Consider the following 15496-nt stretch of genomic DNA (forward strand, 5'->3'; position numbering starts at 1 on the left):
GCAAGGTGCAAAAGCGCGGCAACGACAACGCCTTCGTGCGGGCCTTCTGGACCATCGGCCCCGGCGTGAAGGCCGACCTGTCGCTGATGCACGCGCCGTCGAGCGGCGACCATTTCATCGCCAATACGAAGAACAGCAGCTTTCACCTGAAAAGCGGCGGCAACGGCATCAACCTGGGCCTGGTCCATCCGCTGGACTGGCTCGCTGGCGCCACCATGGACCATCGCCTGAGCTGGAAGAAGATGGACAGTTCGCGCAGCGCCGATTCGAGCATCTGGAAAGCCTGGCGCTACTCTTCCGAGAAAAACTGGGGCGTCAGGACGGGCACCAATGCGACAGGCTGGGCCAGCAACGAAGGCGGCTTCGGCAATGTGGACCAGGAACAGGAAAATATCGATTACAAAGGCAAGCTGAAGTGGGACCCGGTGACCTTCCTGGGCGCCACGCACGCCTTCCAGGCGGGACTGGAACTGGGCCAGCAGCGCAGCAGCTATGTGCGCCATACGCAATACGAGCAATACCAGGCATCGGTCAATATCAATAGCTGCGCCATGGTGGGCGGCGGTGTGGACACGCAGTATTGTTCCATGGCCACGCCGTGGAATGCGGCGTCCACCGTGCGCGGCCAGTACCTGGCGCAGCGCATCATCTACTACGCCGGCTCTTACGAGCTGAGCAACAAGACGCGCGCCGTCCACCTGCAGGACGACATCAAGGCCGGCGACGTACGCCTGCGCCTGGGCGCGCGCTACGATGATGACGAGCTGACGCCGAAAGCCACCTTCGCGCCGCGCCTGTCGGCTTCCTGGGACGTGGGCGGCAACGGCAGCACGCAGCTCGAATTCGGCGCCAACCGCTATTATGGCCGCAATTTCTTCGACTTCTATGCGCGCGCCAAGCGCCTGGCGCTGCAGGCGTCGCCGCAGACGCGCAGGCTGTCGAACGGCCTGCTGACCGACTGGGGCACGCCCGAAATGGCCACCAACTGGACCTGGCTGAAACTGGGCGACATGAAGTCGCCCTATACCGACGAGAAAATGTTCGGTATCAGCCAGCAATGGGGCGGCATGAAGTGGAGCGCCAAGCGCGTGCTGCGCGCCGGGCGCGACGAGATGGTGTATCACGTGGTATCGGCCGCCAACTTCTACTGGGACAACGTCGGCCATACCAACAGCAAGCTGTGGACGCTGTCGGCGGAGACCGTGCGGCCGCTGCAGTGGGCAGGTACCTCGACCCGGGTGCAGTTCGGCGTCGACAAGACCCATACCAACAGCTCGCATGCCGATTACGACGAAACCATCCGCAATATCGATAATGGCCTCGATGGCTACATTTACTACAAGGGCAAGTTCATGCTGTTGACCGACATGCCGGCCAGCAACTACAACCGGCCGTGGACGGCGCGCCTGCTGCTGTCGACCGACGTGCCCGCCTACCGCCTGAAGCTCGACAATTTCCTGCGCGTGCGCGGGCCTGAAAGCGGCCTGGTCAGCACCGGCGAGAGCAGGCTGTTCGACGGCGGCGTGGCCAGCGTGTTCGAGGACGCCACGGTCGGCAAGTCGATCAGCTGGGACATGCGCGTGCAATATGCATTGCCAAAAACAGGGCCGGGCGAAGGTTATCTGAACCTGGCGGTGGAAAACGTGACCAACCGCACCAATCCGCTGTATGCCTCGGCCGAGATCGTCTATGAGAAGGGGCGCCAGTTCACGCTGGAACTGGGCTATCGCTTCTGATGAGACGCATGAAGAAAGCGGGCACCGCCCTCCTGCTGGCAGCGGGCGCCCTGTTGCCGGGCGTAAGCGGCCATGCGCAGGACGCCACGGCGGCGCCCTGCAAGGCGGGCAAGGGCTGGGACCTGTCCTGTTTGCGCCAGATATATGCCGGGCCGGTTTCCAGCTGGCCGCGCCCGCAGGTGCCCGACGGCATCACGCCGGCGGAACTGGCGCCGGTCTCGTCCATCCCGGTGCCGGCGGTGGCGCCCAGGGTGGCGGCGCTGGGCCAGCGCCTGTTCAACGATCCGCGCCTGTCGCGCTCGAATGCGGTCGCCTGCATCAGCTGCCACCATCCCGCCCACGGCTTTGCCGATGCCAAGCGCACCTCGCTGGGCCACGCAGGCCGGCCGGGCCAGCGCAATACGCCGGGCCTCTTGGGCGTGGGCCAGCTCAGGGCGCTGTTCTGGGACGGCCGCGCGGCCAGCCTGGAAGTGCAGGCGCTGGGACCGTTGCAACATGCCGACGAAATGGCGATGGAGGTGCCGGCGCTGGCGGCCAAGCTGGCCAGGCTGGACAACTACCGCGCGCAGTTCGACGCCGCCTTCGGCCAGTCCGGCGGCGTGACGCTGGCGCGCATCCTCGGCGCGCTGGCCGCTTACCAGCGCACCCTGCTGCCGCCAGCCACGCGCTTTGACGCGTTCCTGGCCGGCGAGCGCACGGCGCTGGACCAGCGCGAGCTGCTGGGCCTGCACCTGTTCCGCACCAAGGCGCGCTGCATGACCTGCCACAGCGGCGCCCTGCTGACCGACCAGCAATTCCACAACCTGGGACTGTCCTTTTACGGGCGCAGCAAATACGAGGACCTGGGCCGCTACCTGGTCACGGGCGAAGCGGCTGATGTCGGCAAGTTCCGCACGCCATCGCTGCGCGGCGTGGCGCAATCGGGACCGTGGATGCATAACGGCCTGTTTCCGCAGATGACGGGATTGCTGAACCTGTATAACGCGGGCATGTTGCGCCCCGCGCCGCGCAATGCGGAGCAGGCGATGGACCCCAGGTTCCCCGTTACCTCGCCGCTGCTGCAGCGCCTGCAGCTGACATCCGACGAAATTATGGCGCTGAAGAGTTTCCTGGAGGTACTGTAGCGCCCAGTTGCTGGCGCAGCAGGATGCGCAACAACAGCACCTGCGCCACGGCGTCGGCCTGCAAGGTGCTGAGGTCGGTAGCCTGGCAGTCGCCCGGCGCAGGCACGCTCGCATCGCCGCGCAGCAAGGCGTCGATTTCACGGCCCACGCCAGCGATCCACGCCAGCAATACCGGCGTGGCGGGAACGGCGTCGGGGCTCAGGCTGATGCGCGCCGTGCTGCCGGCCACCCGGCGCAGCAGCGGCAAGGTGCGCAATGCCGCCAGGCCCGTGCCGCTGCTGCGGTCCAGCCGGCGTTCGATGCGCAGCCGCTGCACCACCTGCTCCGCATTGTTGCTGGCCAGCCCAGCCTCGCGGCGCAGGTGGGCGATGCTGCTGTCCCACTTGCCGCCGGCCGCCAGCACGCCCAGCAGGTATTGCAGGTTGGCCGACACGGCGCCGGCCAGGCGCTGGTCGAGGTCGTCGGCTTCGCGATCGGGCCACAGGAAAAATGTCGCCAGCAAGGCCAGCGCGCAGCCCAGTACATTGTTGCCCAGGCGGCTCATGGCATACGCCATCTCGCTGGCCGGCATGGCATAGTCGGCCACCAGCACAAAGGCCGGCGTCATGAACATCACGTGCAGGCTGTAGCTGACGCGGCGCAGCGCCATGGTGGCGACAATCAGCGGAAACACCACCAGCGAAATGGCCAGCGGCGTATGCACCGCCAGGCCAATCAGCACCGCCAGCAGGCCGCCGGCCACGCTGCCGGCGACGCGCTCGATGCCGCGCGGCCAGGTGGTCGACACGGACGGCTGCAGTATCAAGAGCGTGGCCATGGTGGCCCAGTAGCCAAACGGGATCTGCAGCGATTCGACCAGCAGAAAACCGCTGGTGGTGGCCAGCGCCACGCGCGCCGCATGGCGCCAGCCCAGCGAGCGCATGCTGGCGTTGACGCGCAAGGTCTGCCACGCCTGCGCCAGAACGTGGGCCGCAGCCAGGCGCCACGGCCGGCGCGTGGCGCGCGGCAGGCCCAGCTCCATGAAATCGACGTTCAGCTGCAGCGGCAGCAAGGCGCCCAGCGCCGCTTCCAGCCGCCGGCCGCTGTCGGCCAGGCGGCGCTGCAACTGCCGCGGCACGCTTTCCGGGTGGCGCTGCAGCGACTGGCCCAGGCGGCGCAGCAGCAGCGACATCACTTCCAGGCTGCGCCGCGCGCGCGGATCGTGGCGCAGGCGGTGCTGCTCGCGCTCGCACGCATGCGTGACGGCGATCAGGTAGGCGAAGATGCGCTCGCCGTCGCTGAGCGCCAGCAGCAGGTTGTCGAACAGCGCGCTGTTGCCGGCGCGAGCAGGCGGCACGGCGGCCAGCGCCACCCGGGCCGCCTCCAGTGCGGCGCGCGCCTGCGAGCGGTAGCTGGCGCCATGCGCGCTGCCGCCGGCATCGGCGTGGCCGCCACTGCGTTTGAGATAGCGCGCATTGTCGCGCGCGATGCCGGCCAGGCGCAGATAGGCGCTGCGGATCGCGCGCTTGCCAGGACCAAAGGGGTGGATGCGCCAGACGGTAAAGCTGAGCACGGTGGCAAACAGGCAGCCGAACAGATAAATGGACAGGAAGGGCACTGCCTGCGCCACCGAATGGAGCGGATGGGTCACCATCACCACGCAGGCGGTGGCCGCCAGGATCGCCACCTGCGCCGCCGCCGCGCCCCAAATGCGCGCCAGCGCGCCGGCCCAGGAAAACGCCAGCACGGCCAGCGCTGCAGTGAACATGCCATGGCCGGCGGCCAGCGCCGCCACGCCGCCGGCAAAGGTCGACAGCACGGCAAAGCCCGTCATCGACACGAAACGCATGCGCCGCGTGCCGGCCGCGTCGGCCAGGCAGGTCCAGAAGGCGCCGATGGCGGCCCAGGAAAAATCGGGATGGTCGAACAACAGGCCCAGCAGCAGCATGGCGCTGGCCGCACAGGCCGCGCGCAAGCCTTCGGACAAATTGGCTTCATCGATGGCGAGGGTGACCATCCACAGCGGACGGCGCTGCGCCAGCCGGTCGCCCACGCCATGCAGGGACGCCGCCCAGCGCCCTGCCCGGCCTGTTACCCGACGATGAAGATGCTTCAATTTCACTGCGCGCCCTTTGCTTCCTGATCAGCTTATCCGTCAGGTATTGTAAGGGGCGCGTGCGGGACCAAGACAGCGTGATACTACTTAGGGCTACCCTTTGGTGGCGCCAAATGTCAGGCCGGCCACAAAATGCTTCTGCATCAGGAAAAACATCAGCACCGACGGCAGCGCCGCCAGGATGGAGCCGGCCGAGACCAGGTTCCAGGCCGTGGTCCACTGCCCTTTCAGGCCCGCCACGCCCACCGTGATCGGCGCCGCCTCGTCGCCCTGCGTCAGGCACAGGGCCCAGAAATAGTCGTTCCACACGAACGTAAATACCAGGATGCCCAGCGCGGCCAGGGCGGGCCGGATCAGGGGCAGGATGACTCTGGTAAAAATCGTCCACTCGCCCGCGCCTTCGATGCGCGCCGCCTCGATCAGTTCGAACGGCAGCTGCTTGATGAAGTTGCGCAGGAACAATGTGCAAAACCCCGTCTGGAATGCCACATGGAACAGCACCAGTCCCTGCACCGTGTTGAACACGCCAAATTCCAGCGACATGTTACGCACCGGGATCATCAGGATTTGCACGGGCACAAAGTTGCAGGCGACAAAGGTGGCAAATAAAAACGTGTTGCCCTTGAACTTGTAGGTCGACAGCGCAAAGCCGGCCATCGCCGCCAGCGCGATCGAACCGATCACGGACGGCACCGTAATCAATATGCTGTTCCAGAAATAATGCAGCATGGGCGAGGCTGTCAGCGCTTCATGATAATTGGCCCACAGCGACAGGTCGCGCGGCCAGCCCCAGTAATTGCCCTCCATCAGCTCCTCGGTGGAACGCATCGAGGTGACCAGCACGGCGATCATCGGCAGCAGCCAGATCAGCAGCGCCAGCGGCAGCGACAGTTGGTACAGGCGCCGGTTCCACGGCTTCCATTTGGCTACAGGCATCGGATACATGGCGGCCCCTTACTGTTCGGTGCGCAGCATGCGGCGCAAGTGGTAGATGATATACACCAGCATCAGGCCGAACAGCACCACGGCAATCGCGGCCGAGTAGCCCTGGCGGTAGTACTTGATGGCCTGGTCGTAGGCGTAATAGGCGAGCACGGTCGAGCTTTCGAAAGGCCCGCCGCCGCTCATCACGGAAATCAGGTCGAAGCTGCGCAGCGCGCCGATAATCGTCACCACCACCGCCATGAAGGTGCTGGGGCGCAGCTGCGGCAGGATTACGTGGAACAGCATGCTCCAGCCTTTCGCCCCTTCCATGCGCGCCGCCTCCACCTGCTCCGAATTGATCGAGGTCAGGCCCGTCAGGAACAAAATCATGCAGTAGGCCGTCTGCGGCCACAGCGCGGCAAAGATGATGCCGTAAGTGACATAGCGCGGGTCGCCCAGCACCGGCACGCCGTGGCCGAGGATCAGCGCCAGCAGGCCAAAGGTCGGATCGTAGAACCAGCTGAAGATCAGCCCGACCACCACACCTGACAGCACAAACGGCGCAAAGAACAGCGACTTGACCAGGCGGATGCCGCGCACCTGCTGGTTCAGGTACAGCGCCACGGCCAGGCCCGCCGGCGGCGCCAGCAGGAACAGCGCCAGCCATAAGAAATTGTTTTTCAGCGCGGTAAAGAAGGTGGCCGAATGCAGCAGTTCGGCGTAATTGGCCAGGCCGACAAAACTCTTTTCCGCCAGCCCATCCCATTCGAAAAAACTCAGGTAGATGGTGTACAGGATCGGGTAGACCACGTACAGCCCGACCAGCAGGCAGGCCGGCGCCAGGAACAGTGCGGCGGCGCGGTGGCGTTTGAACGCGGGCGCGGACCACCAGCGCACGGGCCGGCGCGGCGCCTGCGCTGGTGCCGGAGCGGGGGCGGCAAGAGTGGAAATTTGCATGGTGTCAGCCTGGCCGGTGCATCACGATTTTTTGTAGATGCGTTTGCGCGTGCGCTCGAGCTGGGCCAGGATATCGTCCAGCGCCTTCGGATCGTTGACGAATTTCTGCATGCCCTTCATGCCTTCGTCGGCCATCTCTTTGGTCATGTCGCGGTCGTAGAACTGCGCAATGCCGCCCTTGGTATTGGACAGGATATCGAAGCCAATGCGCGAAATCGGTTCTTCCGGCGGCGCCGACTTGCTGTTGGCCGGCAAGGAGCCCAGGCCTTCGGCCAGCTTGGCGCTGATGGCCGGGGTGCCGGCAAACGCCAGGAAGCGGCGCGCGTCGGCCTTGTTCTTGGCGCGGCTCGGGATATGCAGCGACTCGATCGGCCCTTCTTCTGCGCCAGTAATGGCCGGATCGATGGCCGGGAACTGGAAGTAGCCCATCACTTCCTTCTGCTTCGGCGGAAAGCCCTTGGCGATAAAGGTCCCCATCAGCATCATCGCCGCCTTGCCCTGGAACAGGAAGGGCTGCGCCGCATCGAGGTCGTACGACAGCGGATTGTCGATGAAGTATTTGCTGTCAATCAGCCCCTTCCAGGTGGTGTAGACCTTTTTCACGCGCGGGTCGGTGTACGCGATTTCGCCATTCATCAGCTGCTGGTGAAACGCGTAGCCGTTGATGCGCAGGTCCAGGTAATCGAACCAGCCGGCCAGCGTCCAGGCATCGCGCCCTGCCACCGCGAACGGGCTGATGCCGGCCGCCTTGAGCTTCTTGCTGGCCTCCATCAATTCGGCCCAGGTCTTCGGTTCGGCCGCGATGCCCGCCTTCTGGAACAGGTCCTTGCGGTAGAACATGCCCCACGAATAATAGACGGTCGGCATCGCATACTGCTTGCCCTTGTACGACGAGGCTTCCTTGCTCGATGCGTAGGTCTCGTTCCAGTTGTTTTTCGCCCAGTCGCCGCTCAGGTCCTCGAACAGGCCGCGGCTGGCGTAATAGGCCATGCGCTCGCCGTTGTGCCAGGTAACGACATCGGGCGCTTCGCTCGACAGCCAGTTCGGCAGCTGGATTTTATACGCCTCTTCATCGACGAATGCCACCTTCAGTTCCACGTCGGGATTGGCCTTCTTGAATTCGTCGAGCGTGGCTTGCCAGACGGTGCGCTGGCTGGCGCCCTTGTAGGCGATATTGACGGCCAGGGTCCCCGCCTGGGCCATCGTCGCGAACAAGGTCGCCGAAATCAGTCCTGCTTGCAGCATGCGTTTCATTGTGTCTCCTCAGTTTTCATTCAGATTAACTACATGGATGAATCACAGCGCGGATCTGCTGTCCGCTTACGACTGGAATACCGATACGCCTTGCGGCGGCACCTGCGCCGCGCCGATCACGAAGCGCGCACCGGGCGGATGGCTTGCCGCCACCGGTGCATCGCCATAATTGAACACATAGGTGAGCGCGCCGCGCCGGCTGATGCGCACGCCGTCGTCCAGGCGCGTGACCGGCAGATCGGCTTCCTGCGCCACCGCCGCCAGGTAATCGCGCAGCAGCGCTTCATCGACGATCGCCGCCACGTAGTGCAAGCGCGCATGGCGCACGATGGCCGGATGGCCGTCCTCAAACGTTGCCACCACTTGCGTGTCGCCGGCCACTTCGACCAGGTCGCGCCAGATGCGCGCTTCGCCCTGATACTGCCCCCACCGCACCGGCACGCGCGTGGTCGGGCGCATCGCGTCGACGCGCCAGACGCGCATCGGCAAATGCTGCGCCAGTGGTCCCGGCGCCAGGTTGGCGGGGATGGTGAGGTCCACGGTTTTCGAGCCGCTGCGCGGACCGAACACCACCTGCGCGCCGCTGTCGTGCAGGCGCTGCGGCAGGTCGGCCGGCAGCACCGGCAGCGGCGGCACCACGATCAGGCGGTAGCCGTCGAAGCTGGCGGAAGTGGGGATCACGTCGACGTCGAAACCGAGCGAGCGCAGGGCCGAATAGTATTCGAACACCAGCGGGCCGTATTGAAAATCCTGGGCTTGCGGATGGACTTCGAACAGCCACTTGGCCTCGTAGTCGAACAGCAGCGCGACCCTGGTCGACACGGTGGCGGCGGTGTCTGCGATGGCCGCGATTTCATGCGCCACCTGCGCCGCTTCGGCGCCGCCGATATCGAGCTGGTTGTCGGGCGTGTTCAGGCCCGCGTGCAGCTGCTCCTGGCCGAACGGGCACTGGCGCCAGCGGAAGTACGACACGCAGCCGGCGCCGTGGGCAAACGCCTCCCAGCTCCACAGCCGCACCATGCCGGGCAGCGGCGCCGGATTCCATTTGGCCCAGTTGACGGGACCGGGCTGCTGCTCCATCACCCAGAACGGCTGCTTCGACATGCCGCGGTACAGGTCGTGGTTGAACGAGGCGAAATCGGGATGGCCGGTGCGCAGCCAGCGCGCCTTGAGTTCCGGCGAAAACCAGAATTCTTCCAGTGCGCCCAGCGGATAGCTGTCCCAGGTGGCCGCGTCCAGGTCGGCGGCGACCGGATAATGGTCGAACTCGAAAAAATTCTGCATGAAGTTATGCACCATCACGCGCCCCGGCGCATGGCGGCGCAATATCTCGACCTGCATGCGGTTGTAGCGCGCCACTTCGCCGGACGCAAAGCGGCGGTAGTCCATGCGGTGCGACGGGTGCGCTTCGGTGACGGTGCCGATCGGCGCATCGACCTGCTCGAAACTCGTGTATTCCATGCTCCAGAATACCGTGCCCCAGGCCGCGTTGAGTGCCTCGATGGTGGCGTAGCGGGCGCGCAGCCAGTCGCGAAAACGCGCGATGGCGTCCGGCGAATAGCTGACCACGGTCTGGTGGCAGCCGTATTCATTGTCGGTCTGCCAGGCCGTGACGGCCGGGTGGTTGCCGTAGCGCTCGGCCAGCAGGGTGACGATGCGCTGGGAAGCATCGAAATACGCGTTCGATGAAAAATCATAGTGGCGGCGCGAACCGAAAGCGCGCGCGCGGCCATCCGCCCCCACCGGCAGGATATCGGGATGCTGGTCGATCAGCCATTTCGGCGGCGTGGCGGTCGGCGTCGACATCACCACGTCCAGGCCGGCGGCGCCCAGCACATCGATGGCGCGGTCCAGCCACTCCCATTGCAGCTTGCCGGGTTCCGGCTCGATGCGGCTCCAGGCAAATTCGCCGATGCGCACCTGGGCGATGCCGAGCGCCTTCATGCGCCGCGCGTCGTCCTCCCACATCGACTCCGGCCAATGTTCGGGGTAGTAACAGACTCCTAAGCGCATGCGATCTCCTGTGCAAGTTGGTGGGATTGGACTGGCGCGGCGACGGCGTTGCCATCGTCGGTGAACAGATGGCAGTGCTGCGCCAGCATGCCCAGCGCCAGCTCGGCGCCGGCCTCGATGGCCACATTGCCGGGCGCCTTGGCCAGCAGCGGCTCGCCGCCGGCCTGCTCGAAATGCAGGTAGGTCTGCTCGCCCAGGCGCTCGACCAGCAGCACGCGGCGCACCAGGCGATTGCCCTCCTGTGGCGACAGCAGCAGGTGTTCGGGACGCACGCCGACGCACACGCTCTGCCCGGCCTGCAGCGCGCGGCCGTCGGCCTCGATGGCAATCGGTTCGCCCGATGAATCGAGGGTGACGCGCACCATGGCGGCGTCGCCAGCAACTACTGTGGCCGGCAAAAAATTCATCTGCGGCGAACCGATAAAGCCAGCCACGAAGCGGCTGTTCGGGCGGTGATACAGTTCCAGTGGGGTGCCGACCTGGGCGATGCTGCCCAGGCGCGCTACATCGGGGCCGGCGCGCAGCAGCACGATCTTGTCGGCCAGCGTCATCGCCTCGACCTGGTCGTGCGTCACATAGACCACGCTGGCGTGGTCGAACTGCTTGTGCAGGCGCGCGATCTCGATGCGGGTCTGGCCGCGCAGGGTGGCGTCCAGGTTGGACAGGGGTTCGTCGAACAGGAACACGCCCGGGCGGCGCACGATGGCGCGGCCGATCGCCACGCGCTGGCGCTGGCCGCCGGACAATTGCTTCGGCTTGCGCTCGAGCAGTTCGTCCAGTTGCAGCACGCGCGCCGCTTCGCGCACGCGCTGGTCCAGCTCATCCTTTGGCGTCTTGGCCAATTTGAGGCCAAAGCCGATATTGTCGTACACCGACATGTGCGGAAACAGCGCATAGCTCTGGAACACCATCGCCACGCCCCGTTCGGCCGGCGCCACGTCGTTCATCAGTTCGCCACCTATGCGCAGTTCGCCGCCGGACACATCTTCCAGGCCGGCGATCATGCGCAGCAGGGTCGATTTGCCGCAGCCCGAGGGGCCGAGAAAGACGCAGAATTCATGTTCGCCGATCTCGAGATCGACATTGCGGATCACTGGCGCGCCGCCGCCGTATGACTTCTGCACTGCATTGAGAGTAATGCTGGCCATGCTGGTCTCCAGTAGGTTAAGCGCTTAACCAGCCTTTGCAAAAAAAAGTGCCCGCAAATGGTAAGACCAGCTCAGGCACGCGATTTCTGCAGGCTTTTTTTAGTGATATGGTTTTCTTGATACGCCCGTTGGACTGAATATACCAAAGCTTTTTTTGCCCTGCAATCAAATCCGATGGCGCATTGCAGCATTCCCAGCTTGCGATTGACAGCCGACGACTAACCCTGTTGAATGCAGGCATGACCACCCTGTCCCAAGTCGCCCAGCGCGCCGGCGTCACGTCCGCCACCGTTTCGAACGTCCTGCGCCAGCGCGGCAAGGTCGGCGAGGAAACCCGCGCGCGCGTGCTGGCCGCCATCGAAGCGCTGGGCTACCGGCCGCACTTGACGGCGCGCGCGCTGGCCGAAGGCCGCGCACCGACCCTGGCACTGATGGTGTCGAGCATCGCCAACCCGTTCTATCCCGAATATGCGCTGGCCGCCGAGCAGGCGGCGCGCCAGCACGGCCGCTTCCTGATCGTCTGCAATACCAACGACGACCGCGAAACGGGCCGGGCGTATCTCGACCAGATCGCCGGCACGCTGGCCGACGGCGTGCTGGTGATGAACGCCGAGCCATCGATCGACGACCTGAAAGCCACCGCGCGGCGCGGCGCTACCGTGGTGCTGGGCATGTGGGAAAAGCCGCACGAGCCGCCGGGCCTGCCCTGCGTGGCGGTCGACTTTCACCTGGCCGGCGCGCTGGCGGCGCGCCACCTGATCGCGCTGGGCCACCGCCGTATCGGCGTGCTGGTCGGTGGCGTGCCTGGCGTGCATGCCGAGCGCGAACGGGGCTTCAACGATGAATTGGCCAGGCTGGGCCATGCGGATGCGGTGCTGCGCACGGTGCGCGTGCACGATTCGGTCGACGGCGGCTTGCAAGGAGGAGCGGCGCTGCTGGCCGCCACGCCGCCGGTGACGGCAGTGTTTGCCACCAATGACTTGCCGGCGCTGGGGCTGATGCATGCGGCGGCCGACCTGGGCATCAAGGTGCCGCAGCAGTTGTCGGTGATCGGTTTGACCGATATTCAGGGTGCGCACCAGGCGCGCCCGGCGTTGACCACGGTGGCGGTGCCGACCGCCGCAGCGGCGGGCATGGCGATTGCGCTGCTGCTGGAGTTGATTGCCAGTCCGCAGGCGGACGCGCCGATGCGCATCGCGCCCGCGCCCGAGCTGGTGGTGCGGGCTTCGACGGCGCCGCCATATGAACGTGGGCCGGATGGGTCGGATGGGTCGGGTAGGTCGGATTAGGCCGCAGGCCGTAATCCGACACCACCACGGTTAGCCAACAATGTTGTCGGATTACGCGCTTGCGCGCTAATCCGACCTACGAAATAACGACAGCCAGGCGCGGCTCAGCAGCGTCGAGTGGAAAACGCTGGCGGATCGACGCGGCGATGCCCGCGCTATCGAGGCCCACGTTTTTCAGCAGCTGCACCGGATCGCCATGGTCGATGAACTGGTCGGGCAAGCCCAGCATCAGGATCGGCTTGACGATACCCTCGGCGGCCAGCGCTTCGGCCACGGCCGAACCGGCGCCGCCCATGATGCAGCCCTCTTCCACCGTCACCAGATAGTCGTGTTCAGCCGCCAGTTGCTTCACCAGCGCCACGTCGAGCGGCTTGACGAAGCGCATGTTGGCCACCGTCGCGTCGAGCTGGCTGGCGGCGCCGACCGACGGCGCCACCATCGAACCGAAGGCCAGGATGGCGATCTTCTTGCCCTGGCGTTTGATCTCGCCCTTGCCGATCTCGATGCTGGCCAGTTCCGGCACGATGGCCGCGCCGGCGCCGGCGCCGCGCGGATAGCGGATCGCGGCAGGTCCTGGATAGTAGTAGCCGGTGGTAAGCATCTGGCGGCATTCGTTTTCGTCGGACGCGGCCATGATGACCATGTTCGGGATGCAGCGCAAAAACGCCATGTCATAGTTGCCGGCGTGCGTGGCGCCATCGGCGCCGACCAGGCCGGCGCGGTCCAGCGCGAACGTCACGTCCAGGTTCTGCAGCGCCACGTCGTGGATCAGCTGGTCGTAGGCGCGCTGCAGGAAAGTCGAGTAGATCGCCACTACGGGTTTGAGGCCTTCGCAGGCCAGGCCGCCGGCAAACGTCACCGAATGCTGCTCGGCGATGCCGACGTCGAAATAGCGGTTCGGATACTGCTGTTCGAACTTCACCATGCCCGAGCCTTCGCGCATGGCCGGCGTGATGCCCACCAGGCGCGCGTCGTGCGCGGCCATGTCGCACAGCCAGTTGCCGAACACTTCCGTGTAGGTCATCTTGCCCGGCGCGCTGGCCGGCTTGATGCCTTCCAGCGGATTGAACTTGCCGGTGCCGTGGTACAGGATCGGTTCGGCTTCGGCCAGCTTGTAGCCCTGGCCTTTTTTCGTCACCACATGCAGGAACTGCGGGCCTTTCAGCTGCTTGATGTTCTGCAGGGTCGGAATCAGCGAGTCGAGGTCGTGGCCATCGATCGGGCCGATGTAATTGAAACCGAATTCCTCGAACATGGTGGCAGGCACCACCATGCCCTTGGCGTGCTCTTCAAAGCGTTTGGCCAGCTCCAGCACGGGACCGGGCAGCACGGATTTCCCGACGTTTTTCGCGGCCGCATAGAACTGGCCCGACATCAGCCGCGCCAGGTGGCGGTTCAGCGCGCCGACCGGCGGCGAGATCGACATGTCGTTGTCGTTCAAAATCACCAGCAGGTTGACGTCGTCCTGCACGCCCGCATTGTTCATCGCCTCGAAGGCCATGCCGGCCGTCATCGAGCCGTCGCCGATCACGGCGATCGCATGCAGCGGGTCGCCCTTGATCTTGGCCGCCTGCGCCATGCCCAGCGCGGCCGAAATCGAGGTCGACGAATGGGCCGTGCCGAAGGTGTCGTATTCGCTCTCGTCGCGTTTCGGGAACCCCGAAATGCCGCCCTGCTGGCGCAAGGTGTACATGCGCTCGCGGCGCCCCGTCAGGATTTTGTGCGAGTAGGTCTGGTGGCCGACATCCCATACGATGCGGTCGTGCGGCGTGTTGAACACGTAGTGCAGCGCGACGGTCAGCTCGACCGTGCCCAGGTTGGACGACAGATGGCCGCCCGTCTTCGATACGGAATCGAGCAGGAAGCTGCGCAGTTCCTGTGCCAGCGGCACCAGTTGCGAACGGGCCAGCTGGCGCACTTGCGCCGGTTCATTGATGGTTTCTAACAGTTTCATTTATGCCTTCCGCTGCACGACCAGGTCCGCCAGCTCGCGCAGGCGGCGTGCCTTGTCCCCGAATGGCGCCAGCGCCGCATGGGCGTCGCACCGCAATTGTTCTGCCAGGGCTTTTGACGGCTCCAGGCCCAGTATCGACACATAGGTCGGCTTGTTGGCCGCCGCGTCCTTGCCTGCCGTCTTGCCCAGCGTGGCCGAATCGGCCGTGGCGTCGAGCACATCGTCGACCACCTGGAACGCCAGCCCGATGGCGCGTGCATAGGCGTTCAGCGCCGCCATGTCGTCGGGCTCCAGGTCCTTGCCGGCCAGCGCGCCCAGTATCACGGCCGCGCGCAGCAAGGCGCCCGTCTTCAGCTGATGCATCTGTTCCAGCTGTGCCAGCGACAAGGCCAGGCCCACGCTGTCGAGGTCGATCGCCTGGCCGCCGCACATGCCGAAGGAACCCGAGGCCTGCGCCAGCAGCCGCAGCATCGCCATCTGCCGTGCCGGGGGAATCGCCGTGCCTTCGGCCAGCACCGTGAACGCCTGCGACTGCAGCGCGTCGCCGACCAGCAGCGCGGTCGCTTCATCGTAGGCCACATGCACGGTGGGTTTGCCACGGCGCAAAGCGTCATCGTCCATGCAGGGCATGTCGTCATGCACCAGCGAATAGACATGTATCATTTCCAGCGCACTGGCGGCGCGCGCCAGCGTGGCGGCGTCCGCATCGAACAGTTCGCCGGCCGCCACCACCAGCAGCGGGCGCACGCGCTTGCCGCCGCCGAGCAGCGCATAGCGCATGGCCGCGTGCAGCTTGTGCGGCACGGCGTCAAGCGCGGGCAGGAACTGGTCGAGCGCGTTTTCCACGCCGGCCTGCGTCGCTTGCATCCAGTCGCCGAACGTCACGCCGGACGTATTCACAGCGCTCATTGCAGCACCTCGCCATCGGCAAACGGCTTGAGCATGTCGCCCTCGAGCACCTTGACCTGCGCTTCAACACTGTCGAGCTGGCCCGCACAGTAC

11 protein-coding genes and 1 pseudogene are annotated in these 15496 nt (G+C 65.4%); 3 read left to right on the top strand and 9 right to left on the bottom strand.

The features are described from left to right. Positions 1 to 1736: hypothetical protein (locus tag RTQ46_RS08365; RefSeq protein ID WP_312435823.1), on the top strand; the 1736-nt coding region annotated here is incomplete at its 5' end. Between the two features lie 8 nt (positions 1737 to 1744). After that, positions 1745 to 2860, top strand: coding sequence for a cytochrome c peroxidase (locus RTQ46_RS08370; RefSeq protein ID WP_312435824.1), 1116 nt, complete (start codon positions 1745 to 1747; stop codon positions 2858 to 2860). Here RTQ46_RS08370 and RTQ46_RS08375 read toward each other — a convergent pair. The 6 genes from RTQ46_RS08375 to RTQ46_RS08400 form a co-directional block, all read right to left on the bottom strand. Next, on the bottom strand, positions 2826 to 4955 hold the full coding sequence (locus RTQ46_RS08375) for an FUSC family protein (RefSeq protein WP_312435825.1): 2130 nt from the start codon (positions 4953 to 4955) through the stop codon (positions 2826 to 2828). The two genes, RTQ46_RS08370 and RTQ46_RS08375, sit on opposite strands and share 35 nt — an antisense overlap. 93 nt (positions 4956 to 5048) lie before the next feature. Further along, positions 5049 to 5900, bottom strand: coding sequence for a carbohydrate ABC transporter permease (locus RTQ46_RS08380; protein ID WP_312435826.1), 852 nt, complete (start codon positions 5898 to 5900; stop codon positions 5049 to 5051). A 9-nt stretch (positions 5901 to 5909) separates the two neighbouring features. Continuing rightward, complete coding sequence (locus RTQ46_RS08385) at positions 5910 to 6836, bottom strand: sugar ABC transporter permease (RefSeq protein WP_312435827.1); 927 nt, start codon at positions 6834 to 6836, stop codon at positions 5910 to 5912. Between the two features lie 21 nt (positions 6837 to 6857). Beyond that, complete coding sequence (locus tag RTQ46_RS08390) at positions 6858 to 8090, bottom strand: ABC transporter substrate-binding protein (protein WP_312435828.1); 1233 nt, start codon at positions 8088 to 8090, stop codon at positions 6858 to 6860. A 66-nt stretch (positions 8091 to 8156) separates the two neighbouring features. After that, positions 8157 to 10103 (bottom strand): beta-galactosidase, encoded by a 1947-nt coding sequence (locus RTQ46_RS08395; protein WP_312435829.1) that lies wholly within the window; start codon positions 10101 to 10103, stop codon positions 8157 to 8159. After that, positions 10094 to 11251 carry a sn-glycerol-3-phosphate ABC transporter ATP-binding protein UgpC gene (locus RTQ46_RS08400; RefSeq protein WP_312435830.1) on the bottom strand — a complete coding sequence of 386 codons (1158 nt, stop codon included), beginning with the start codon at positions 11249 to 11251 and terminating at the stop codon, positions 10094 to 10096. Before RTQ46_RS08400 ends, RTQ46_RS08395 begins: the two co-directional genes overlap by 10 nt. A gap of 239 nt (positions 11252 to 11490) precedes the next feature. Here RTQ46_RS08400 and RTQ46_RS08405 point away from each other — a divergent pair, with 239 nt between their 5' ends. Then, positions 11491 to 12540, top strand: a complete 1050-nt coding sequence (locus tag RTQ46_RS08405; RefSeq protein WP_312435831.1) for a LacI family DNA-binding transcriptional regulator — start codon at positions 11491 to 11493, stop codon at positions 12538 to 12540. 76 nt (positions 12541 to 12616) lie between these two features. Here the strand turns inward: RTQ46_RS08405 and dxs are convergent, their stop codons facing one another. The 3 genes and pseudogenes from dxs to RTQ46_RS27110 all read right to left on the bottom strand — a co-directional run. Further along, positions 12617 to 14494 (bottom strand): 1-deoxy-D-xylulose-5-phosphate synthase, encoded by a 1878-nt coding sequence (gene dxs / locus RTQ46_RS08410; RefSeq protein WP_312435832.1) that lies wholly within the window; start codon positions 14492 to 14494, stop codon positions 12617 to 12619. After that, positions 14495 to 15403: a farnesyl diphosphate synthase gene (locus RTQ46_RS08415; protein WP_312435833.1), complete on the bottom strand. Its 909-nt coding sequence runs from the start codon at positions 15401 to 15403 to the stop codon at positions 14495 to 14497. Then, positions 15400 to 15496: pseudogene (locus RTQ46_RS27110) on the bottom strand (exodeoxyribonuclease VII small subunit); the annotation flags it as partial. The gene RTQ46_RS08415 and the pseudogene RTQ46_RS27110, both read right to left, overlap by 4 nt.

The organism is Janthinobacterium sp. (assembly GCF_031995485.1).
Lineage (GTDB): Bacteria > Pseudomonadota > Gammaproteobacteria > Burkholderiales > Burkholderiaceae_D > Janthinobacterium.